Origin of the sequence: Myceligenerans crystallogenes, from assembly GCF_039529775.1 — a bacterium.
GTDB lineage: Bacteria > Actinomycetota > Actinomycetes > Actinomycetales > Cellulomonadaceae > Myceligenerans > Myceligenerans crystallogenes.
This window is the reverse complement of record NZ_BAAANL010000008.1, coordinates 129,737-151,546: the sequence shown is the minus strand read 5'-3', so window position 1 is coordinate 151,546 and position 21,810 is coordinate 129,737. Positions and strand designations below refer to the sequence as shown.

Annotated in this window: 18 protein-coding genes; 10 read left to right on the top strand and 8 right to left on the bottom strand. The window is 74.4% G+C overall.

The window, feature by feature from the left end; genetic code table 11:
* Positions 1 to 71 precede the first annotated feature (71 nt).
* The 7 genes from rsmH (at position 72) to ABD208_RS17865 (ending at position 9,017) form a co-directional block, all read left to right on the top strand.
* Positions 72 to 1,154 carry a 16S rRNA (cytosine(1402)-N(4))-methyltransferase RsmH gene (gene rsmH, locus ABD208_RS17895; protein ID WP_344105576.1) on the top strand — a complete coding sequence of 361 codons (1,083 nt, stop codon included), beginning with the start codon at positions 72 to 74 and terminating at the stop codon, positions 1,152 to 1,154.
* Complete coding sequence (gene ftsL / locus ABD208_RS17890) at positions 1,151 to 1,597, top strand: cell division protein FtsL (protein WP_344105574.1); 447 nt, start codon at positions 1,151 to 1,153, stop codon at positions 1,595 to 1,597. The genes rsmH and ftsL overlap by 4 nt, the downstream gene beginning before the upstream one ends.
* A complete protein-coding gene (locus ABD208_RS17885) occupies positions 1,594 to 3,855 on the top strand; it encodes a penicillin-binding transpeptidase domain-containing protein (protein ID WP_344105572.1) in 2,262 nt (753 codons plus the stop codon). Before ftsL ends, ABD208_RS17885 begins: the two co-directional genes overlap by 4 nt.
* A gap of 360 nt (positions 3,856 to 4,215) precedes the next feature.
* The gene (locus ABD208_RS17880; RefSeq protein ID WP_344105765.1) at positions 4,216 to 5,193 is read left to right on the top strand and encodes an AAA family ATPase; all 978 of its coding nucleotides are present in this window, start codon (positions 4,216 to 4,218) and stop codon (positions 5,191 to 5,193) included.
* 1 nt (position 5,194) lies between these two features.
* On the top strand, positions 5,195 to 6,511 hold the full coding sequence (locus ABD208_RS17875; RefSeq protein WP_344105571.1) for a DUF58 domain-containing protein: 1,317 nt from the start codon (positions 5,195 to 5,197) through the stop codon (positions 6,509 to 6,511).
* On the top strand, positions 6,508 to 6,666 hold the full coding sequence (locus tag ABD208_RS17870; protein ID WP_344105570.1) for a hypothetical protein: 159 nt from the start codon (positions 6,508 to 6,510) through the stop codon (positions 6,664 to 6,666). Before ABD208_RS17875 ends, ABD208_RS17870 begins: the two co-directional genes overlap by 4 nt.
* Complete coding sequence (locus ABD208_RS17865) at positions 6,663 to 9,017, top strand: transglutaminaseTgpA domain-containing protein (RefSeq protein WP_344105567.1); 2,355 nt, start codon at positions 6,663 to 6,665, stop codon at positions 9,015 to 9,017. Before ABD208_RS17870 ends, ABD208_RS17865 begins: the two co-directional genes overlap by 4 nt.
* 239 nt (positions 9,018 to 9,256) lie before the next feature.
* Here ABD208_RS17865 and ABD208_RS17860 read toward each other — a convergent pair whose 3' ends face one another.
* The 3 genes from ABD208_RS17860 to ABD208_RS17850 form a co-directional block, all read right to left on the bottom strand.
* Positions 9,257 to 9,670 carry a DUF3040 domain-containing protein gene (locus tag ABD208_RS17860; RefSeq protein WP_344105565.1) on the bottom strand — a complete coding sequence of 138 codons (414 nt, stop codon included), beginning with the start codon at positions 9,668 to 9,670 and terminating at the stop codon, positions 9,257 to 9,259.
* Positions 9,671 to 9,781: 111 nt separating this feature from the next.
* Positions 9,782 to 10,996 carry a DNA polymerase IV gene (gene dinB / locus ABD208_RS17855; RefSeq protein WP_344105563.1) on the bottom strand — a complete coding sequence of 405 codons (1,215 nt, stop codon included), beginning with the start codon at positions 10,994 to 10,996 and terminating at the stop codon, positions 9,782 to 9,784.
* A 51-nt stretch (positions 10,997 to 11,047) separates the two neighbouring features.
* Positions 11,048 to 11,524, bottom strand: coding sequence for an SAV_6107 family HEPN domain-containing protein (locus tag ABD208_RS17850; RefSeq protein ID WP_344105561.1), 477 nt, complete (start codon positions 11,522 to 11,524; stop codon positions 11,048 to 11,050).
* A 92-nt stretch (positions 11,525 to 11,616) separates the two neighbouring features.
* Between ABD208_RS17850 and ABD208_RS17845 the strand changes: the two genes are divergently transcribed.
* Positions 11,617 to 12,678 (top strand): spermidine synthase, encoded by a 1,062-nt coding sequence (locus ABD208_RS17845; protein WP_344105559.1) that lies wholly within the window; start codon positions 11,617 to 11,619, stop codon positions 12,676 to 12,678.
* 102 nt (positions 12,679 to 12,780) lie between these two features.
* Here the strand turns inward: ABD208_RS17845 and ABD208_RS17840 are convergent, their stop codons facing one another.
* From ABD208_RS17840 to ABD208_RS17820, 5 genes are all read right to left on the bottom strand, one after another.
* Positions 12,781 to 12,984 carry a cold-shock protein gene (locus ABD208_RS17840; protein ID WP_344105557.1) on the bottom strand — a complete coding sequence of 68 codons (204 nt, stop codon included), beginning with the start codon at positions 12,982 to 12,984 and terminating at the stop codon, positions 12,781 to 12,783.
* A gap of 222 nt (positions 12,985 to 13,206) precedes the next feature.
* A complete protein-coding gene (locus ABD208_RS17835; RefSeq protein WP_344105555.1) occupies positions 13,207 to 14,232 on the bottom strand; it encodes a proteasome assembly chaperone family protein in 1,026 nt (341 codons plus the stop codon).
* Between the two features lie 135 nt (positions 14,233 to 14,367).
* Positions 14,368 to 14,793, bottom strand: coding sequence for a response regulator (locus tag ABD208_RS17830; RefSeq protein ID WP_344105553.1), 426 nt, complete (start codon positions 14,791 to 14,793; stop codon positions 14,368 to 14,370).
* A 58-nt stretch (positions 14,794 to 14,851) separates the two neighbouring features.
* Positions 14,852 to 16,534 (bottom strand): sensor histidine kinase, encoded by a 1,683-nt coding sequence (locus ABD208_RS17825; RefSeq protein WP_344105551.1) that lies wholly within the window; start codon positions 16,532 to 16,534, stop codon positions 14,852 to 14,854.
* Positions 16,531 to 17,862, bottom strand: a complete 1,332-nt coding sequence (locus tag ABD208_RS17820; RefSeq protein WP_344105549.1) for a PP2C family protein-serine/threonine phosphatase — start codon at positions 17,860 to 17,862, stop codon at positions 16,531 to 16,533. Before ABD208_RS17820 ends, ABD208_RS17825 begins: the two co-directional genes overlap by 4 nt.
* A gap of 264 nt (positions 17,863 to 18,126) precedes the next feature.
* Between ABD208_RS17820 and ABD208_RS17815 the strand changes: the two genes are divergently transcribed.
* The gene (locus ABD208_RS17815) at positions 18,127 to 20,394 is read left to right on the top strand and encodes a HelD family protein (protein WP_344105547.1); all 2,268 of its coding nucleotides are present in this window, start codon (positions 18,127 to 18,129) and stop codon (positions 20,392 to 20,394) included.
* Between the two features lie 96 nt (positions 20,395 to 20,490).
* A complete protein-coding gene (gene serA, locus ABD208_RS17810) occupies positions 20,491 to 21,735 on the top strand; it encodes a phosphoglycerate dehydrogenase (protein WP_344105545.1) in 1,245 nt (414 codons plus the stop codon).
* Positions 21,736 to 21,810 lie beyond the last annotated feature (75 nt).

Below are 21,810 nucleotides of genomic sequence, written 5' to 3'. Positions count from 1 at the left end.
CGCGTCACGCAAGCAAAAGCAAGGAAATACGTGCACCACGAGAACGGCACGGAAACGGAAGGAGGACGGACATGATGAACGCTGTTCAGGACAAGGGCCGCCACGGCTCGCACGACGAGCGCGGGGAGGCCGCGGGCCGGCACCTGCCCGTCCTCCTGCAGCGCTGCGTCGACCTGCTCGCACCGGCCCTGGCGGAGCCCGGCTCGATCCTCGTCGACTGCACGCTCGGCATGGGCGGCCACACCGAGGGCGTCCTCGAGCAGGTCCCCACCGCGCACGTCATCGGCATCGACCGTGACCCGCAGGCCCTGGAGCTCGCCTCGCGGCGCCTGGCCCGGTTCGGCGACCGGTTCACGCCGGTGCACGCGGTCTACGACGAGATCGGCGACGTCGTCACCGAGCACACCAGGGGTCGCGCCGCCGCCTCGCCCACCCCGGGCGCCGCGCAGGCCGTGCTCATGGACCTCGGCGTCAGCTCGCTCCAGCTCGACGAGACGGACCGCGGCTTCGCGTACGCCCAGGACGCCCCGCTCGACATGCGGATGGACCCCACGCGGGGGCCCACCGCGGCGGACGTGCTCAACACGTACGGCGAGCGCGAGCTCGCCCGGATCCTGCGCGTGTACGGCGAGGAGCGGTTCGCGCCGAAGATCGCCCGCGCGATCGTCCGGCGCCGCGAGCAGCAGGGGCCCTGGGAACGCTCCGCCGACCTGGTCGACCTGCTGCGCGCCACGATCCCCGCCGCCACCCGCAAGACCGGCGGTCACCCCGCCAAGCGCACCTTCCAGGCGCTGCGGATCGAGGTGAACGGCGAGATCGAGGTGCTGGAGCGGGCCGTCCCGGCGGCCGTCGAGGCGCTGGCCGTCGGCGGTCGCATCGTCGTCGAGTCGTACCACTCCCTGGAGGACCGCATCGTCAAGCAGGAGTTCGCCCGCGGGACGACGTCGTCGGCCCCGCCGGACCTGCCCGTCGAACCCGAGACCCACAAGCCCTACCTGGAGGCACTGACCCGCGGCGCGGAGCTCGCCGACGAGGCGGAGCTGGAGCTCAACCCCCGTTCCGCGTCGGTGCGCCTGCGTGCCGCGCGGCGGCTGCGCCCCACCCCAGACCACCTGCGACACCGCACCACCCAGCGCAAGGAGGACCGCCGATGAGCGCCGCCACCGCATCCGCCAGGGCCTCGGCCGCACCGGCCCGCACCCCGTCACGAGCCGGCGACCGCCCCGCGGACCGCCGGCCGCCGCTCCAGGCGATCCAGGGCGGGGCGGGCACGCGGCGCCGGTTCGAGTCGGTCCGGGCGCCGCTGCACGCGCGCTCCAAGATCCCGTTCGTCGTGCTGTGCGCGGCGATCCTGGTCGGCGCGCTCGTCGGCGCGCTCGTGCTGAACACGACGCTGGCCCGCGGGTCGTACGAGATGGCGCGGCTGCAGAGCGACGTGGGCCGCACCGCGCAGGACGTGCAGGGCCTGCAGGAGGACATCGCGCACGCCGAGGCGAACCTCGCGCGCACGGCACGCTCGTACGGCATGGTGCCGGCCGAGAACCCGGCCATGCTGTCGGTCGAGTCCGGCAGGGTGGTGCAGGGGAAGGGCAAGTGACGCGGGCAGCTGAAGGGCGCTCCCGCGCCGCGTCGTCGTCGGACGGGAAGAAGCAGGCGACGACGCGGGCGGGCGCGCCCGCGCGGCGCACCGGGCAGCCGAGCGCCTCGGGCGCGCGGACCGGGCGCACGACCACGCCGCGGAAGACCGGCGACCGGGCCGCAGCACCCAGGAAGACGGCCGGTCCCGCCGCCACGCCGGGCAAGAAGCCGGTCGCTGCCGCCCCCGAGCCGGGCAGGAGGACAGCCGGCTCCGCCGCCACGGGCAGGACGGCGGCCGGCCGCTCCGCCGCCACGGGCAAGAAGACGGCCGGCCGCGCCGCCGCCACGGGCAGGACGGCGTCGGGCAAGCGCACGGCCGCGCCCCGCAGGAAGCCCGCGCGCCGGACCACGGCCCCGTCGCGGCTGCGCTCGGAGGCCGCGCCCGAGCGCGGCTCGGCGGGCGCGCGGCGGGCGGCGCCCCTGCAGGGGCGCCGGTACACGCCCGTGCGGCCGCCACCGGGACGGCCCGAGGTGCGGCAGCGGTGGCTGATCGGGCTCACCGCGATCATCGTGCTGGCGTACGTCGTGCGGCTCGTGCAGGTGCAGGTCATCGAGGGGCCGGCGCTGGCGGCCGACGCCCAGGAGGCGCGGCTGGCGACGTCGGTCACCCCGGCGCACCGCGGCGACATCACCGACGCGAACGGCGTGGTGCTGGCCACGTCCGTGGACCGGTACACGGTCATCGCCGACCCGGTCGCGATCGCGGGGTTCCGCGGCGACGGGCGCGTGGACGCCGGCGGCAAGCCCGTGCAGGACGGTGCGCTGGGGATCGCGCAGCTCATCGGGCCGCTGCTGGACCTGCCCCAGGCCGAGCTCGCCGCGCGGCTGCTCGGCGACTCGCGCTACGTGGTGCTCGCCAAGGACGTCGCGCCGCGCGCGCAGCGGGCCGTCTCCGAGCTGGAGCTGCGCGCGTACATCCGCACGGAGCTGGTCAGCAAGCGGACCTACCCGGCGGGCAAGGTGGGCGCGGGCCTGCTCGGGTTCGTCGACGGCGAGCAGTCGGGCGTGGCGGGCGTCGAGGCGGCGTACGACGACGTCCTGGCGGGCACCCCGGGGTCGCAGACCTACGAGCGGTCGCTCGACGGGCTGCGCATCCCGACCGCCGAGCAGGAGAACGTCGAGGCGGTGCCGGGCCAGGACGTGCACCTCACGCTGGTGCAGGACGTGCAGTGGAAGGCGCAGGACGCCATCGACCAGGCCCAGGCCGCCACGGGCGCCGCGTACGGCATCGCCGTCGTGCAGGACACGCTGACCGGCGAGATCATCGCGCTGGCGGATTCCGACGCGCCCGATCCGAACGACCGGACCACGGCGGCCGTGGCCAAGCCCTCCAACGCCGTGACGGCGGTCTTCGAGCCCGGCTCGACCGGGAAGGTCATCACCATGGCGGCGGCGCTGGAGACCGGGGCGTGGAAGCCGACGTCGCGGTTCACCGTGCCGGACCGGTGGACGGCACCGAGCGGCCAGACGTTCTCCGACTCGCACCCGCACGCGGTCGAGCGGCTGACGCTCGCGGGCGTGCTCGCGGAGTCGTCGAACGTGGGGACCGTGATGGCCGGGGAGAGGATCCCGCTGGACGTGCGGCTGGAGTACCTGAAGAAGTTCGGTTTCGGCGAACCGACGGGGCTCGGCCTGGCCGGTGAGTCCGCCGGGCTGATGCCGCCGGACGACGTGTCGCAGTGGGACGACCGGACCAAGGACACCATCCTGTTCGGGCAGGGCGTGGCGGTCAGCGCCATGCAGACCACGGGCGTGTTCTCCACGGTCGGCAACGGCGGGATCCGGGTCCCGCCCACGCTCCTCGCCGGGACGACGACGCCCGAGGGCACGCACACCCCCGCCGAGCGGCCCGCGGGAACCCGCGTCATCTCGACCGACACGGCCGGCACGCTGCTGCACATGCTCGAGGCCGTGACGGACGAGGAGGGCACCGCGGCCGACGCGAACGTGCCCGGGTACCGGGTGGCGGGCAAGACCGGCACGGCCCAGATGTGGCTGGAGAACGGGAACCAGACGTACATGGCGAGCTTCGTGGGCGTGGCGCCCGCGGACGACCCGCGGTACACGGTGGGGGTGTTCCTGCGCTCCCCGCAGTCGTCGATCTACGGGGGCGAGGTCGCGGCCCCGGTGTTCGCGGACATCATGGGCTTCACGCTGCAGACGATGGACGTGCCGCCGAGCGACGAGAGGTACGAGGCGGTCAGGACGACCTGGTGAGGTGCCTGCTCTCCCGTGCCTCCCCACGTCTCTCCCAGGGTCTTCGCGGGACGGGCCCGGCGTGCCGTCGGTCACACGCATTAGGCTGATCGGACACAGCCCGCGCACGGTGCCGGCTGGACGCGCTTCTCCCCAGATGTCCCAGGCCCACGGAGGTTCACGACAGTGCAGCACGATCCCCGATCCCCGGGCCTGTACGAGTCGCCCGAGCCGAACGGCCGTCCCGGGGGGCCGGTGCCTCCGGTGCCGGTCCGTACCTCGGCGGGCGTGGTCCCCCTGTACGTCCCGGCGCGGGCGGGCGACCCCGCGCACAACGGCCACCCCGGTGACCCCGCGCAGCACGGCCACCCCGGCGGCGCGGTGCAGCACGGCGCGCCGCAGCTCGCCGAGCTGGTGGAGGCCACGGGCCGGGTGCGGGCCGCGATCGAGTCCGTCGTGACCGGCCGGCCCGGCCTCGCGGACATCACGATCGCCGTGCTGCTCGCCGAGGGACACCTGCTGGTGGAGGACGTGCCCGGCGTCGGCAAGACGACCCTCGCCAAGGCGCTGGCCCGCAGCATCGACTGCGAGGTGGGCCGGATCCAGTTCACCCCGGACCTCCTGCCCAGCGACCTGACCGGCGTGAACATCTTCCGCAGCGGCACCCACGAGTTCGAGTTCCGGGCCGGGCCGGTGTTCAGCAACATCGTGATCGGCGACGAGATCAACCGGGCCTCCCCCAAGACGCAGTCCGCGCTGCTGGAGTGCATGGAGGAGGGGCAGACGACGGTGGACGGCACGACGCACGCCCTCCCCCGCCCGTTCCTGGTGGTCGCCACGCAGAACCCGGTCGAGATGGAGGGCACCTACCCGCTGCCCGAGGCCCAGCGCGACCGGTTCATGGCCCGCATCACCGTGGGCTACCCGGACCTGGCCGCCGAGCTGCTCATGCTGGAGCGCCAGGAGGCCACCACGCCGCTGAGTCACCTGCAGCCGGTCACCGACGGCGCGTCCATGCTGCGCTACGCCGCGCTGGTCCGCGGGGTGTACGCGTCCAGCTCCGTGAAGCGCTACGTGCTCTCGCTGGTCACCGCCACGCGCGGGCACCAGGGCCTGAAGCTGGGAGCGTCGCCACGGGCGTCGCTGCAGCTGCTCAAGGCGGCCAAGGCGATGGCCGCGATGTCCGGCCGCCACCACGTGCTGCCCGACGACGTGCAGCGGCTGGCCCGGCCCGTCATCGCGCACCGGCTCATCCAGACCACCGAGTCGCGCCTGAGCGGCGTGACGCCGGAGCAGCTGGTCGACGAGATCGTCCAGCGCACGCCCGTGCCGGCGCTCGACCCCGCCGACCGCCGCTGACATGCGGCTCGTCACCGCACTGCGGCGTCTCGGCCGGGTCCGGCCGACCAGCCGCGGCGTCGGCGCCTGCCTCGTCGGGACCGCGCTCGCGCTGGTCGGGCTGGCGCTGGCGCTGCCGGACCTGGTCGGCGTGGGTGCCGCCGCGCTGCTCGCCGTCGCGCTCGCCTGGCTGGTCACGGGCCTGCAGCGGCTCGAGGAGGGGCGGGGGGCGCTGGTCGTGCGGCGCCGCGCGACGCCGAGCCCCGTGGTCCGCGACGCGCGCACCGAGGTGCGCCTCTCCGTGTCGGCCGCCGCGCCCACGGGCGCCGCGTACGAGCGCCTCTCACGCCTGCGGCTGTCCGAGCAGGCCGCCCACGAGCTCGCGGGTCACGAGGGCATCCGGGCCCGCGTGCACGCCCGCCCCGAGCGCATCGACGTCGTCTACGCGCTGACGCCCTCCCGGCGCGGCCGCTGGCCGCTCGGGCCGCTGCTGACGTCACGGACCGACGTGTTCGGCCTGGTCCGGGCGACGCAGCCGCTCGGCGGGACGACGGCGGTCCCGGTCTGGCCGCGCACCACCGAGCTGGTGGTGCGCACGCGGACGCTCGGCGACGTCGACCGCGCGTCCGCGGGCGGGCGGCTGCAGTCGTCCGACGACGCCGTGCTGCGCGAGTACGTCCCGGGCGACGACCCGCGCCGCGTGCACTGGGCGAGCGCGGCGCGCCGCGGCCAGCTCCTGGTCCGCGCGGACGAGAGCGCCGGCGTCCGGCCGGTCAGCGTGCTCCTCGACCGCGGGCTGCTGCCGCACCAGCAGGACAACGGCACCGCGTTCAGCAGGCCGGCGGCCGTGGCCGACGGCGAGTGGGCCGTCGACCTGACCGCATCGCTCGCGACGTCGTTCCTCGACGCCGGGCATCCCGCGCGCATCCTGGCCACGAGCACCGCGCCCGCCGTGGAGGGCGAACGGTTCGTGCCCACCCGCGCCTCCCGGCACCTGCTGCTGGACGCCTGCGTCGACCTGCACGGACATCGCGGCGCGGGCGAGGCCGAGCAGGCCGCGGGCGCCACGGCGCGGGCGCTGCGCCTGGCCCGGAGGCCCAGCGAGCTGCTGGTCGCGGTGATCGGGCCGCAGGGCCCGGACACCCGCCGCGAGCTGGCGGCGCTCGGTGCCGACGGCTCCTGCTGGGCGCTCGTCGTGACCCCGCACGGCAAGGGCCCGGGGCACGACGCCGAGGACACGGTCGCCGAGCTGACGGCCGCCGGCTGGCGCGTGGCCCGCTGCGCGGCGCGCACGGAGATCGAACGCGCGTGGGCGCTGCTGACCGAGGAGGCCGCGTGATCGAAAATGGCGAAGCCGCGATCACGACGGCCGACCGGGTGCGGGTTTTCCCGCACGAGCACAGTGGAGGCCTCGTGATCGACCATGGCGGAGCCCCGATCGCGACGGCCGACGAGGTGCGGGTGTCCCGCACGAGCACAGTGGAGGCCGCGTGATTCCCGCACAGCACGGGGCGCTGACGCGGACCGTGGCGAGCACGGCGCTGGTCGCCGTCGCGACGCTCGCGTCGATGTTCGCGCTCACGGAGGTCGTCGAGGCGGGGGCGTGGACCCGGGCCGGTTTCGTCGGCGTGCTGTTCGTCGCGCTGGTCACCGGGCTGGTGCGGTACCTGCTGCTCGCCCGTGCGATGAACCGCGGCGGGGGCGACGGCGCGACGGCGGGACGGAACCGGGACCAGGCGGCCGACCGGGCCGCGGGCACCGTGTCGTTCCTGGCGACGCTCGCCGGGCTGGCGGTCGCCACCTGGTACGTGCTCGCGCGGTACGGCGGCCCGGACGGCGGCGGCCCGGTCTTCTTCACCGGGCCCGACGAGTGGCGGGCGGTGGTCGCACGGTTCTCGGAGGCCACCGAGATCATGGTCACCGAGCGGGCGCCGGTCGCGGACAGCCTGCCGATGGGGCTCGTCGCGGTGAGCGGCACGCTCCTGATGTTCCTCGTCGCGGACTCGCTCGCCGGCGCGCGGATGCCAGCCCTCGCGGGGCTCCCCCTGCTGGTGCTGTGGACGCCGGCGCTGTCGATCATGGGGCGCGTGCCCGCCGGGACGTTCGTGGTGGCGGTGACCGCGGCCCTGCTCCTGCTCACCCTCGACCAGTCCGGTGCCGTCTTCGCCCGGAACGGCGGCGAGGGCCCGGCGATCGCCCGGGCCCGGCGGTCGCGGGCCTGGATCACGGCGGTGTCGTCCGTCGCCGTCGCCGCCCTCGCGCTCGGCACCGGCATCGGCATCGCCGCCGTGCCGGGCGTGAGCGGGAACTTCTCGCAGCTGCTGCGCACGCAGGGACAGTCGCTCGAGCTGTCGGACGAGTTCGACATGCGCGCCGGGCTCGGCCGGCGCTCCACGGCGGAGGTGCTCCGCTACGAGATCTCCGGCGAGGAGCAGCGCGGTCCGCTCCGGGAGCGCACGTTCACGGCCTGGGACGGGCGCCGCGTGAGCTGGGACCCGGGCGACGGGCCGCTGGTCGAGTTCGGCCCGGCCGACGCGCTCATGTCGGGCCCGGAGGAGACCGCCGGCGGCTCCACCCGGCTGGCCGTGACGATCGTCTCCGAGCGGGACGGCCTGCTGCCGATCCCCGTCGGGCCGCGGCGGATCGGCCTGCCGGAGGTGAGCCGGGGCGCGTGGCGCTGGGACCCCGTGCTGGACGAGGTCCGCAGCGACGACCGGCTCGCCGAGGGCACGCGGTACGAGGTCGAGATCCTGCACCGGCGCCTGACCGCCGCCGCGCTGCGGGCCGCGCCCGACCGCCTCCCCGCGAACGGCGACCACACGGCCCTGGTGGAGACCGAGCACCTGGCCGACACGGCCGCGCTGGCGGCCGAGATCACCGAGGGCGCCGGCACGCGGTACGACCAGGCGGTCGCGCTGCAGAACTGGCTGCACCACGCGGGCGGGTTCACCTACACCGCCGACACCGCCCCCGCCCGCACCGACGACGCCACCTGGGACTTCCTCACGGACAAGCAGGGGTACTGCGTGCAGTTCTCCACCGCGTTCTTCGTGATGGCGCGCTCGCTCGGCATCCCCACCCGGATCGGCGTCGGCTACCTGCCGGGCAACGACGAGAACGACGACGGCGTCTGGAGCGTCACCGGCGAGGACTCGCACTCGTGGCCCGAGGTGTGGTTCGACGGGTTCGGCTGGGTGCGGTTCGAGCCGACGCCGCAGGTGCAGACCGGCGCGCTGCCGGACTACGCCGACATCGCCGAGCAGTCCGGCGGTGCGCCGAGCCGCGCGCCCGAGGATCCGCGCCCGACGCGGAACCCCCAGCAGGAACCCGAGCAGGAGCCCACCGAGGACGCCGAGCCCACCCCGGAGCCCGCGGCGGGCGGACGGGGCGGCGGTGCGCGCGGCGGGCCCCTGCCGTGGTGGGTGTGGGCGGGGACGATCGTGCTGGCCGCGGCCGGGGCCGCCGCGTGGCTGCTCCTCCGGCGGAAGGCCGACGCCGTCGTGCTCGACCCGGAGCGGGCCTGGGACCGGGTGGTGGCCCTGTGCGGCGCACGCGGTGTCGGCCTCGGTCCGTCGACGACGCTGCGGCGCGCCCCGGAGGAGATCGCCGGGCAGGTCGAGCGGCGGTCCGGGAACCGGCTGCCCGACGAGGCGGCGGACGCGCTCGTCACGCTCGCGAGGGCGGCGGAGAACGAGCGGTACGCCCTCGACTACGTGTCCCCGGGCCCGGCCGAGCTGGAAGAGCTCACGGACGCCGTCGCCGCGGGACTGACGGCCGCCCTGGGAGAACCGGACGAGACCCCCGCCGCGCAGGCCGCGAGGATCATCCAGTCGCTCAAGCGGTGAGTTCTGAAGCCGGGCGCTGAAGACAGGCGACGAAGCCGGGCGCTGAACCACGAGCCGCACGGGCGCCGCTCGATCAGCGGGCGCGGCGGGCCGGCGCACCAGGTGTCGCCGTCTCCCCGCCGTACCGCCTGCCGCACTCGTCCCGCAGGCGGCGGTCACGCAGCCGACGGCGAAGGCCGCCCGATGTCCCGGGCGGCCCTCGTCAGCAGTTCCCCGGTTCGGTTACCGGCTCTCGCCCCTCAACGGCCCTCGTCGCGGCGGCGGTCCCAGCGTTCCTCGAGGCGGGTCAGGAAACCCGACCAGCCCCCGGGACCGGACGACCTGCGCTTGCGCGCGCCGCCCTTCGGTGCGTTCACGTTCCCGTCGCCGTCGACGACGCCGGCCGGGCCGGACTTGCGCCTCGGCGCCGCGACCGCGAACACCACGCCCGCGAACATCAGGACGAACCCGATCACCCCGACCAGGGTGTTCGGCGACGCGACCCCGATCACCAGCAGCAGCAGCCCGACGACGACACCGACGCCGGCCAGGACATATCGCAGGACCGAGCGGCGCCCGGTGGACTGCAAGGTGTTGGCGAGACGCGGGTCGTCGGAGGTGAGGGCGCGCTCCATCTGCTCCAGCACTCGCTGCTCGTACTCGGAAAGCGGCATCGAGACCCCCAGATCCGCAAAGTTACGGTGACACCCTCAGGATAAGCCGGTCGGGGCCTGTACGGTAGTCGACATCACGGACGAAGCGGTAACCGCCGATGTCCGGATGACTCATGCACCCAGGTCGATCGCCGTCCGGCCGAACTTCTGCCGCACGGCGTCGAGCGCGACCTCGGCATCCCGCTGTGCCCCCGAACGTGGATCGGCCGCTTCCTCCAGGGTCGGCTGGGCGGCAAGCCCCTCACGTCGCAGAACCCGCTCGCCCCGGACCCCGACCAGCCGGACCGGAAGGCCCCGCCGGTCCACGGAGGAGACGAGTTCACGAGCTACAAGATAGATGGTCCGGGCCACGTCCGTGGGCGTGTCCAGGGTACGGGAGCGGGTGATCGTCACGAAATCACTCGTGCGCACCTTCACCGACACGGTACGCGCCACCACTCCCTGCCGCCGCATCCGGGCCGCGACCTTGTCGGCCAGCTCCAGGACCCGCTTGGCCACCACCACCTCGTCGTGCACGTCCGCGCCGAAGGTCGTCTCCGCGCCGACGCTGTGCTCCTCGCGCCCGGGGGTCACCGGGCGCGGATCGCGCCCCCAGGCCAGATCGTGCAGGTGCGCGCCGCTCACCCGGCCGACCGCCGACTGCAGGCTCGGCAGGTCCGTGCGCGCGAGCTCCGCGACCGTGGTGATCCCCCAGGACGCCAGCGCATTCTCCGTCTTCTCCCCCACGCCCCACAGGGCCCCGACCGGCAGCGAGTGCAGGAACGCGACCGTGGCGGCGTCCGGGACCAGCATCAGCCCGTCGGGCTTGGCGTGCGTCGAGGCGAGCTTGGCCACGAACTTGTTCCGCGCCACCCCCACCGACGCCGTCACCCCGAACTCCCGGTGGATCCGCTCGCGGATCATCGCGCCGATGCGGGTGGGCTCGCCCAGCCGCCGCCGCGCGCCGGCGACGTCGAGGAAGGCCTCGTCCACGCTCACCTGCTCCACCAGGGGCGTGACCTCCCCGAGGACCCCCATCACGCCACGTGAGACTTCCGAGTACAGCGCGTGGTCGGGCGTGATGACGACCGCCTGCGGGCACAGCAGCCGGGCCTGCCGCATCGACATCGCCGACTTCACCCCGTACGCGCGGGCCTCGTACGTGGCGGCCGTCACGACGCCACGATCCTGCCCGCCGACGATCACCGGCAGGCCCCGCAGCGCGGGACGCCGCGCGATCTCGCACGACGCGAAGAACGCGTCCATGTCCACGTGCATCACGGCGCAGCCGGACTCGTCCGAGCCCCAGTCCCGCCGCGCGCCCGCGGATCTCGGTGCCCGGCTCACGGCCTGGCGCTCCCCGTCACCGGGAACTCCCCGCCACGCCGCCCCCGCCCATCAGGACGCCTCCGGGACGAGCCGCAGGTGCGGCCGGTGCGCGAACGCGGCGTCCGGATCGGCGAGCATCGCCACCTCGTCGCGGAAGTCCTCGGCGCAGGCGATCAGCTCGTCCGCGCGCGAGCGCGGCACCTCCCCCGCCCGTCCGGCGTCCACCGCGGCCCGCAGGGGCGCACCGGCCGCGAAGTACCCGGACCAGGGCGCGAGCGCGGGCTCGACCCGCGACAGCATCTCCCAGACCGTCCGTGCCCCCGAGCGTGCGGGAGGGCGCCCGCGCAGGGCCAGCACCGCGGCCGCCGAGCGGATCGCGGCGAGGTGCGCGTGCCGGAACCTGTCGTCCGGGTCGGAGGCCGCGTGCGCCTGCGCCAGCTCGGCGTCCGCCCGGCGCAGCAGCGCCCGGACCCCCGGGGGCACCACGCGCGGTACGTACATGCTCGCGGCGACGACATCCGACCCGCTGCCCTGCGTCATCCCCATGGTGCCCTCCGGATCCGGTTCCCTCTCCGTCAGTGTCGAACATTTGTTCGACACTGTCAATCCGCGCCGGGAGCCGCGAGACACTTGTCCTCATGGCCCGACGCACGTCCCGCAACGCCCGACGCGATCCATTGAACACGGGGTCACTGACATCGACGACGGGCGCGGCGGCGGGCGATGGCCGAGGTGCCCCGGCCCCCGCCCGGAGCCGGGCGCGAGGAGAGGGCGCGAAGAACGCGACGCTGCCGGACGGCCCCGTCGCGATCAGCACCGGGACCGCCGAGGTCGTCCGCGACCCGGACCATCCCGAGCGCGTGACCCTGCACGTCAACGGCGTCCCCAGCTCGGGCCTCGACCTCGCCGACCCCGGCTTCCTCGACTTCGAGTACATGCAGCAGATGGCGGCGGTCCTGGCGCTCCTGCCCCCGGGCCCGCTGCGCGTGCTGCACCTCGGCGCCGCGGGCAGCGCCCTCGCGCGTCACGTCGAGCACGAGCGCCCGGGATCCCGCCAGCTCGGCGTCGACCTCGACGCCCGCCTGCTGGAACTCGTCCGGGAGTGGTTCGCGCTCCCGCGCGCGCCCCGCCTGCGCCTGCGGGCGGACGACGCCGGGCGCGCCCTGGCCGGGACCCACCCGGAGTCCTGGGACGTCGTCGTCCGGGACGTGTTCGCCGGGGAGGTCACGCCCGCGCACCTGGCCGGGACCGGATTCGCCGCGGCCGCCCTGCGGGCCCTGCGCCCCGGCGGCGTCCTGCTGCTGAACTGCGCCGACCGCCCGCCGCTCACGCTGGCCCGCCGGGAACTCGCCAGCCTGGCGCAGGTCTTCGGCCCCGGGGCGGCGGCGTCGGGCCGCCTCGCGGCGATCGCCGAGCCCGCGATCCTCAAGGGCCGCCGGTACGGCAACCTCGTCCTGGCCGCGGTCCGCGGGAGGCCGGACGACGAGGCGGCACGCGCCGTCGCCGAACGCGATCCCGCCGGGTCACGGCTCGATGAAGCGCGGGATCTCGACCTGCGCGACCCCGCGCTCGGGCGGGCGCTGCGGACGCTCGCCGTGCCCGCCACGCTGCTCGCGGGCGACGACGCCACGCGGTTCGCGGGGACGGCCGCGCCGCTCGGGACCGCGGAGCCGCCGGCCGGGTTCGCGCCTCAGCCCTGAGGCACCCCCTGCGGCCCGCCGCGGCCGCGGCTCCGGCCGGCCCCGGAACGGACAGGGCCGCGACCCGTGCGGGTCGCGGCCCTTGTCAGGAGTCCCGGGCTGTCAGATCGGGACGACCGACTCCGCCTGAGGGCCCTTCGGGCCCTGCGTGATCTCGAACTCGACCCGCTGGTTCTCCTCGAGCGAACGGTATCCCTGAGACTGAATCGCGGAGTAGTGGACGAAGACGTCGGCTCCGCCGCCGTCCTGGGCGATGAACCCGAAGCCCTTTTCCGCGTTGAACCACTTCACAGAACCCTGCGCCATGCGTCGTTCGACCTTCCGTAGCCTGCAGCGCGGACCGTATGCCCACGCCGTGCCGCAATGCGTCTGCCCGGCCCACGACACATGGACGTGGCTTCGGTAGTCCGCGGTGCAACGAGGGCCAGTGTGGCATGGACCACTGCCCAGCGCCACGTATCACGAATATTCCACCCTGTCGGTTGGATCCGGACACGGGCGGATCCAAGCCGCCGCCCGCCCGGGATCTCAGGAGTCCTGCGGGTCCTGCTGCGCCAGGAAACGCTCGAACTCCGCGCCCAGCTCGTCCGCCGTCGGCATGGAGGCCGCCTCGGCCAGCAGGCTCGGCCGGCCGACCGACCGCGCGAAGGCGTCGTACTGCTCCTCGAGCGCCTTGACCACCGCGGCGATCTCGCCCGACTCCTTGACCTGCTGCTCCACCTCGATCCGCGCGTCCACCGCGGCCTCGTCGAGGGCACCGACCCGCAGCGCGAGGCCCGTCGTGCGCTCGATGTGCTGCAGGGCCACCACGGCGGCGGGCGGGTACTGGGACTGGGCCAGGTAGTTCGGCACGTGCATGGCGAAGCCGAGCGCGTCGTGCCCCGCCTCGCCGAGCCGGTACTCCAGCAAGGAGGCCAGCGATCCGGGCACCTTCACCGATCCGAACCACGAGGTGTAGTCCTCGATCAGCCCCGAGCGCGTGGCGTGCGCGGTCAGCGACATCGGCCGGGTGTGCGGCACGCCGATCGGGATGCCGTGCACGCCGACGACGAGGCTCACCCCGAACCGCCGCACGAGCTGCTCCACGGCCGCCACGACGCGCTCCCACTGCAGGTCCGGTTCCGCGCCGTGCAGCAGCAGGAACCCGGCGCCCTCGGCGTCGGTGACGTGGTCGATGACCAGCTCGGGCGTGTCGTAGCCGACCCAGCGGTCGTTGTCGAAGGTCATGGTGGCGCGCTTGCTGCGGTAGTCGAGCAGCTGGTCCACGTCGAACGTGACCAGGCGCTCGGTCCGCAGCTCGCCGACCAGGTGGCTGACGGCGATCGCGCCCGCCGAGCCCGCGTCGACGAACCCGCGCATCGAGTGCAGCATGACCGGGCCGTCGTCGCGGCGCGCCTCGGGGCCGCGCTCCTGGCCGACGACGATCTCCCGCCCCGGCCGTTCGCCGAGCAGGCCGGAGGGCCGTGCTCCGGGCTCCCCGAGCGCGTACGCCGCGCCCAGGGTCCGGGCCACCGCGGCCTCGTCCACCTCGTAGATTCCCTGCGGGTCCAGCACGTTTGTGTCCTCGTCTCGTGTCCGACGATCCCCTGCGCGCCTATGACAACGCCGGACAGGGGCCGGAAACTTCCCGGGCACGGCCGGGGATCACCGATCAGCTGTCAGCAGAACGGCCGTGGTCAGTGCGGAACCCTACTGGCCCGGGCGCAGTACCGTCGAGACGAAGAACTCGTCGATCTGCTTGACGACCGCCTGGAACTTGTCGAAGTCGACGGGCTTGGTCACGTAGGCGTTCGCGTGCAGCGAGTAGGAGCCGACGACATCCTCCTGCGCGTCCGACGTCGTGAGCACGACGACCGGGATGTGGCGCAGCATCGGGTCGTTCTTGGCGACCGCCAGGACCTCCATGCCGTCCATCCGGGGCAGGTTCAGGTCGAGCAGCACCAGGTCGGGGTTGCGGATGGCCGGGTCGCGGAGGTACTCCAGCGCCGCGACGCCGTCGCCGACGACGGAGACGTTGACGGGCGTGTCGTGCTCGGCGAACGCCTCCTGCGTCATGAGGACGTCACCGGCGTCGTCCTCGACCAGGAGGATCTCGATCGTCCTGCGGTCTTCCACCTGAGAATCCCCTCGACAGCCATGTCTTCGTTAGCGTTCGCGCCGGTCACGGCCGGGCTCATCCGAGCGTAGTCGACTGCGCCCGTTCGGTCGACGTACGACGCGCGCCGCCCGAGGTCACGCTGCGCGCCAGCGTGAAGCGGACGGTGGTCCCGCCGCCCTCGGTCTGCTCGATCCAGACGTGCCCGCCGTGGTGCTCCACGATCCGCTTGACGAGCGCGAGGCCGATCCCCGTGCCCGAGTACTGCCCGCGCGGGTGCAGCCGCTGGAAGATCACGAAGACGCGGTCGGCGTACTGCGGCTCGATGCCGATCCCGTTGTCCACCACCGAGATCTCCCACGCGGTGCGCATCGACCGGACCTCGAGGTGGATCCGCGTCTCGCGTTCCGGCTCGCGGAACTTCAGCGCGTTCGACAGCAGGTTCGCCATCACCTGGTGCAGCAGGCGCGGCTCGCCGCGGACCGTGGGCAGCGGGTCGTGCGTGATCGTCGCGCCCGTCTCGAAGATGGTGGTGGCCAGGTCCGCCTCGACGTCGCTCAGGACCGCCTCCAGGTCGACGGGCGCGTGCTCCTCCCCCGAGCGACCGACCCGCGAGAAGCTCAGCAGGTCCTTGATCAGCTCCTGCATGCGTTTCGCGCCGTCGACGGCGAACTCGATGTACTGGTGCGCCTTGTCGTCGAGCTGGTCGCCGTACCGCTGCTGCAGCATCTGGGTGAACCCCGCGACCTTGCGCAGCGGCTCCTGCAGGTCGTGCGAGGCGACGTAGGCGAAGTGCTCGAGGTCCCGGTTGCTGCGCTCCAGCTCGCGCGCCTGGTCCCGCAGCAGCACGTGGGTGTTCTCGACCTCCTGCTGGGCCAGGCGCATGTCCTCCATCTGGTGCAGCAGCTCGACGCGCATCGCCTCGACGTTGAGCGCCAGGGACGTGATCTCCCCGGCGCCGACCGGCTTGATCCGGCTCTCGATCGACCCCTGCGCGACCGCTCGCACCGACGTCGTCAGCGCGCCCACCGGCCGGATCACCCACCGCTCCAGGGCGATCCACATCAGGCTGCCCAGCAGCACCACGACGAGCGCGAGGGTGACGATCGCGCCCACGAGCACCATGTCCCACCCCCTGCGCTCCGCGACCGTCTCCGACCGCGCCTCGAACACCAGGCCGAGGTACTCCTCGAGGGCCGCCCGCACCTCGGCGATGTTCCCCCGGGCGAGCGGGGGCGCCGCCCGCTGCGCGTCGGCGATGCACTCGGACCAGGCGCCCTCGTCCTCGACGCCGCCGCCGTCCACGCCCGCCTCGTCGCGCGCGGCGTCCGCGGCGGCGATCGCCGGGCGCGCGTACTCGTCGAGCCAGTTCTCGATCGCCGCCAGGGCCCGGGCGCGGGCCTGGGCGATCTCGGGCCGGTCCCCGAGGATCCGCTCGTCCGCGGGCAGCGCGAGGGCTTCCGGGGTCCGCGTGGCCCGGTGGAACGGCGTGAGCACCTCGGGCCGGCACGTCTCGAGGTACGTCCGGACCGCCGGTTCGGCGTCCACCAGCGCGATCCGGGCGTCGGCGCCCGCGCGCAGCGCGCCGAAATAGGCCCCGTCCACCAGGCTGGTCGCCCGGGCCGCCTGGACCCAGGCCAGCAGCGCGACCGTCAGCGCGACGACGATCGCCGCCGCCACCGAGCCCTGCAACCGCGCGAGCCGCCTGCGCATCGACACCTGGGCGAGCGGCCGTTCCCAGGGTTCCGGCAGGAAGGTCATGCGCGGCCCCACTCGGTGGAATCGGCGAGCGTGGAGGTGCGTTCCCCGGGGCCGGCGCCGGCGCCGGTCCACCCCGCCAGCAGGAGCGCGGCGTCGTCGGCGAGCGGTCCGCCGTGCAGCTTCCGTACGCGGCGCAGCACGCGCGGGACGACGTCGTGCTCCGAGGTGGCGAGCTCGCGTTCCACCACCGCGCGCAGGCCCTCGGTGCCCAGGCGCGGCAGCCGCCCGTGCGCGTCGGCCTGCCGCGTGGCGCCGTCGTCGTCGACCGTCACCTTCGACTCGACCAGGCCGTCCGTGTACAGCACGACGGTCCACGGATCGGTGAGGTCCACGTGGTGCGGGCTCCAGTGGCCGGGCGCGGGGATGCCCAGCGCGCGGCCGCGGCCCGCGGCGGTCAGCTCGGTGCACACCAGACCCCCGGCCGGCGTGGTCACCAGCAGCGGCGGCAGGTGCCCCGCGAGGTACACCTCCATCGAAGCGCGGTCGGCGGCGATCACCACCTGGCAGAGCGTGACGAAGATCTCCGGGCCGTGCCGCTCGGGCAGCAGGACGCGTTCCAGGAGCGGCAGGATGTCGTCGGGCGCCGTGCCGGACAGCACGAGCGTGCGCCAGGCGGTGCGCATCGCGGCGCCGAGCGCCGCCTCGTCCGGCCCGTGCCCCGCCACGTCGCCGACGACGATGAGCAGGGTCCCGTCCGGCCGCTCGACCGCGTCGAAGAAGTCGCCGCCGAGCAGCCCGCTGCCGCCGGGCAGGTAACCGACCCGCAACGAGATCCGGTCGTCCCGCACCACGGCCTCGGGCAGCAGGGCCCGTTCCAGGCGCATCGTCTCCGCCGCGCGCACCTCGCTGCGGTAGAGCGCGAGCTGCTGCGCCGCGGACCGCCGGCGCAGGGCGGCGTAGCGCAGCGCCCGCGCGAGGCGGTCGCCGTCGACCTCGCCCTTGACGAGGTAGTCGTCGGCGCCCGACGCCATGGCCTTGGTGCCGGCGTCGACGGCGGTGTCCCCGGTCAGGACGACGACGGCGGGCGGCGCCGGCAGCTCCTCCATGCGGGCCAGCACCCGTTCCAGGGCGCCCAGGCCGACGGCGTCGGGCAGGCCGAGGTCGAGCAGGAGGCAGTCGACCGGCGCGCCGGCGAGCAGGCCGAGGGCCTCGGCGACGCTGCGGGCGCGCCGCAGCTCCGCCCGGACGCCCGCGAGCTCGAGCAGATCGGCGACCAGGAGCGCGTCGGCGTCGTCGTCCTCCACGAGCAGGACCCGCAGCGCCTCGCCGCGCTCCGGGCCGAAGGGCAGGTGCGCGCCGTCGTTCGGTGACACACCGGCCTGGTCCATGGCGGCGATCCTACGCATCCCGGACCGCCGTGTCAGCGCGTCGCCTGTGGTTGGTGCCGGGGCGCGGAGGTGCCCGGCGGCCCGGCAGGAGGGCGGCCCGGGCGGGCCCGCACCGGCACGCAGGCGCACGGTGCTTGACCGCGGGGAGATAATGGTCGGCCGGTATTTCACCGCCGGGCCCGGGTCGCGCATGGACCCGGCCAAGGGCGCCACGAGGCACCGGCACGATCGCCGTCATCACCGTCCCAGATCAGGAGGTCACGCGTGACAGGTATCGGGAGCGAGCTGAACCACGAGCAGGCCGTCGTCGACGTCCTGTATGCCCGCCTGGACGAGCTGCGCGCGGCGACGCGCGCCCGCCTGCGCGACGTGCGCCTGCAGGGCGCCGTCGGCACCCACCAGAACCGCAGCGAGCGCGACGCGTTCGCCACGCTCTACGAGGACCGCGCGGCCCAGCTCGACGCCGTCGAGGAGCGCCTCGTGTTCGGCCGCCTGGACCTGACCGGCGGCGAGGTGCGCTACGTCGGCCGCATCGGCCTGAACGACGCCGAGCACCGCGGCATCCTCACGGACTGGCGCGCCCCCGCCGCCGAGGCGTTCTACCGCGCAACGGCGCTGCATCCGGCGGATGTCCGACGACGCCGCCACCTGGTGACCAAGGCGCGCGCGGTGACCGGCCTGGAGGACGAGGTGCTGGACCTCGACTCGGGGATCGAGGCCAGCTCGCTTTCCGGCGAGGGAGCCCTGCTCGCCTCGATGGCGACCGGCCGTACCGGCCGGATGACCGACATCGTGGCCACGATCCAGGCCGAGCAGGACCGGATCATCCGGTCGGAGCTGACGGGCGCGCTGGTGGTGCAGGGCGGGCCGGGTACCGGCAAGACCGCCGTCGCGCTGCACCGCGCCGCCTACCTGCTGTACGCGCACCGGCGGATGCTCGAGCGGTCCGGCGTGCTGCTCGTGGGGCCGAACCGGTCCTTCCTGCGGTACATCGACCAGGTGCTGCCGTCCCTCGGCGAGACAGGCGTGGTCGCGACCACGATCGCCGAGCTGATCCCGGGCGTCGAGGCGACGGGCCTGGACGCGCCCGACGTCGCACGGGTCAAGGGGCGGCCGCTGTGGCGCCGCGTCATCCGGCGGGCGGTGCGCGCCCGCGAGCGCGTGCCCGCCGCGGACACGCAGGTGAGGATCGACGGCCAGGACTTCGTGATCCGGCGCCGGGACGTCGAGGGCGCGATCGGGCGCGCGCGGCGGTCGCACAAGCCGCACAACGAGGCGCGCACGACGTTCGTCAAGGACATGCTGGGCCGCATCGCGGACCAGGCGACGAGCTTCGACGGCACCCGGCTGGCGGCCGAGGAGCGGGCGGCGCTGATCGAGGACCTGCGGTCCGACCGGGACGTGCGGGTCGCGCTGAACCTCGCGTGGTTCCCGATCACGCCCCAGAAGCTCCTGGAGGACCTGTACGCCAAGCCGCACCGGCTCGCCGAGGCCGCGCCCGAACTGAGCCTGGCGGAGCGCGACCTGCTGCGGCGCGCGCCGGGCGGCGCGTGGACCGAGGCGGACGTGCCCCTGCTGGACGAGGCGTACGAGCTGCTCGGGGAGGACGACTCGCTCGCCCGCGCGGAGGCCGCGATGGCGGCGCGGGAGCGCTCCGAGGCGCTGGAGCACGCGCGCAGCGTGCTCTCCTCGGGGTCGACGGCGAGCACGATGATCCAGGTGGACGCGGAGACGCTCGCCGACCGGTTCGCGACGTCGGGCCCGTCGCTGACGACGGCGGAGCGGGCCGCGGCCGACCGCGCCTGGACGTTCGGCCATGTCGTGGTGGACGAGGCGCAGGAGCTCTCCCCGATGGCCTGGCGCGCCCTGGTGCGCCGGGTGCCGACGCGGTCGATGACGATCGTGGGCGACGTCGCGCAGACGTCGTCGGCGGCGGGCGCGCGGGACTGGGGCGAGATGCTGACGCCGCTGCTGCGCGAGAGCTGGCGGCTCGCGGAGCTGACGGTCAGCTACCGCACGCCCGCGACGGTGGCCGACACCGCGCAGCGGGTCGCGCGGGCGGGCGGGCTGCCGGTCAGCGAGCTGACCGCCGCCCGGGACGTGACCGGCGCGATGGCGTTCGTGCGGGTACGGGCCGACGACGGCGCCGGGGCGCTCCCGGCCGAGGTCGCGCACGAGGCCGCGGCGCTGGCCAAGGAGTACGTCGAGGCCGACGCCGGGCGGGTGGCCGTGCTCGCCGCGGCGCCCCGCACCCGGGAGCTCGCCGGCGCCGTCACCGCCGCGCTGCGGAGCGCGCTGGGCGAGGACGAGGCGGAGCGGATCGCCGCCCAGCAGCCGGAGGACCGTCAGGTCACGGTGCTGGACCCCCGCGAGACCAAGGGACTGGAGTTCGACGCGGTCGTGCTGGTGGAACCCGCCGAGATCGCGCTCGGCCCCGGTGGGCTCAGTGACCTCTACGTGGCGATGACGCGGCCCACGCAGCGGCTCGTCGTCGTCCACGGACGGGAGCTGCCGGCGGGGTTCGAGGAGTAGTCCCGGGCGGGGGTCCGGGGCGGCGGCCCGCGGCGCGGAATATCGCATCGCGGAACTCATTTGTCTCAGGGTGCGGGAGCGGCGGAAGATGGGCCCGTGCAGCATCGAGCCCTCCTGCTGGAGAACATTCATCCCGGCGCCGTCAAGAACCTCGAGGCGGCCGGCTTCGAGGTCGAGACCCGCAAGGGAGCCCTCGACGAGGACGAGCTGATCGCCGCCCTCGACGGCGTCCACGTGCTCGGCATCCGGTCCAAGACCGAGGTGACGCGGCGTGTGCTGGCGTCCTCCGACTCCCTGCTCGCCGTCGGCGCGTTCAGCATCGGGACGAACCAGATCGACCTGGCCGCGGCCGCCGAGCGCGGCGTCGTCGCCTTCAACGCGCCGTTCTCCAACACGCGCAGCGTGGTGGAGCTGGCCATCGCGGAGATCATCTCCCTGACGCGCCGCATGACGGAGCGCGACAAGTCGCTGCACGCCGGCGTCTGGGAGAAGTCCGCCACCGGCTCCCACGAGGTGCGCGGCCGCACGCTCGGCATCATCGGCTACGGCAACATCGGCTCGCAGCTGTCGGTGCTGGCGGAGAACCTCGGCATGTCGGTCGTGTTCTACGACCTGCAGGAGCGGCTCGCGCTCGGCAACGCGCGCCGCGCCGAGACGCTCGAGGAGCTCCTGGCGGCGTCGGACATCGTGACCCTGCACGTGGACGGGCGCTCCGGCAACGCCGGCCTGTTCGGCGCGGAGCACTTCGCCGCGATGAGGCCCGGCGCGATCTTCCTGAACCTGTCGCGCGGGTTCGTGGTCGACGTCGAGGCGCTGCGCGACAACATCGTCTCCGGGCACCTCGCGGGCGCGGCGATCGACGTCTTCCCGACCGAGCCGAAGAAGGCGGGCGAGCAGTTCGACTCGCCGCTGCGCGGCCTGCCGAACGTCATCCTCACGCCGCACGTGGGCGGGTCCACGGAGGAGGCGCAGGAGAACATCGGCCAGTTCGTGTCGAAGAAACTGCGCGACTACATCACCACCGGCTCGACGATGCTGTCGGTGAACCTGCCGAACCTGCAGCTCGAGCAGACCGGCGTGGCCGGGCGCATCGCCCTGCTGCACCGGAACGTGCCCGGCGTGCTGGCGCGGGTGAACCAGATCTTCGCGGACCACGGCGCCAACATCGAGGGCCAGATGCTCGCCACGAAGGGTGACCTCGGGTACGTGGTCACGGACATCTCGGATGTCACCGAGCGCGGCTCCTCGAAGTTCCTCATGGAGATGGAGACGACGGTGCGCCTGCGCATCAACGACCAGTTCGAGCGGCCCGAGTTCCCGCCGGGACCGGCGGCGAAGTAGCCCCGACCGTCCCGGACCCGAGCCCCGCCACGGATGCCGTGGCGGGGCTCGTCCGTGCGGTGGCAGGGCTCGTCC

Excerpts from the sequence above, each read along its gene's own strand:
- ABD208_RS17825 (WP_344105551.1), bottom strand. The coding sequence starts at position 16,534 with ATGACCTTCCTGCCGGAACCCTGGGAACGGCCGCTCGCCCAGGTGTCG.
- ABD208_RS17860 (WP_344105565.1), bottom strand. The coding sequence starts at position 9,670 with ATGCCGCTTTCCGAGTACGAGCAGCGAGTGCTGGAGCAGATGGAGCGC.
- ABD208_RS17820 (WP_344105549.1), bottom strand. The coding sequence starts at position 17,862 with ATGGACCAGGCCGGTGTGTCACCGAACGACGGCGCGCACCTGCCCTTC.
- rsmH (WP_344105576.1), top strand. The coding sequence starts at position 72 with ATGATGAACGCTGTTCAGGACAAGGGCCGCCACGGCTCGCACGACGAG.
- ftsL (WP_344105574.1), top strand. The coding sequence starts at position 1,151 with ATGAGCGCCGCCACCGCATCCGCCAGGGCCTCGGCCGCACCGGCCCGC.
- ABD208_RS17850 (WP_344105561.1), bottom strand. The coding sequence starts at position 11,524 with ATGGGGATGACGCAGGGCAGCGGGTCGGATGTCGTCGCCGCGAGCATG.
- ABD208_RS17875 (WP_344105571.1), top strand. The coding sequence starts at position 5,195 with ATGCGGCTCGTCACCGCACTGCGGCGTCTCGGCCGGGTCCGGCCGACC.
- ABD208_RS17845 (WP_344105559.1), top strand. The coding sequence starts at position 11,617 with ATGGCCCGACGCACGTCCCGCAACGCCCGACGCGATCCATTGAACACG.
- ABD208_RS17840 (WP_344105557.1), bottom strand. The coding sequence starts at position 12,984 with ATGGCGCAGGGTTCTGTGAAGTGGTTCAACGCGGAAAAGGGCTTCGGG.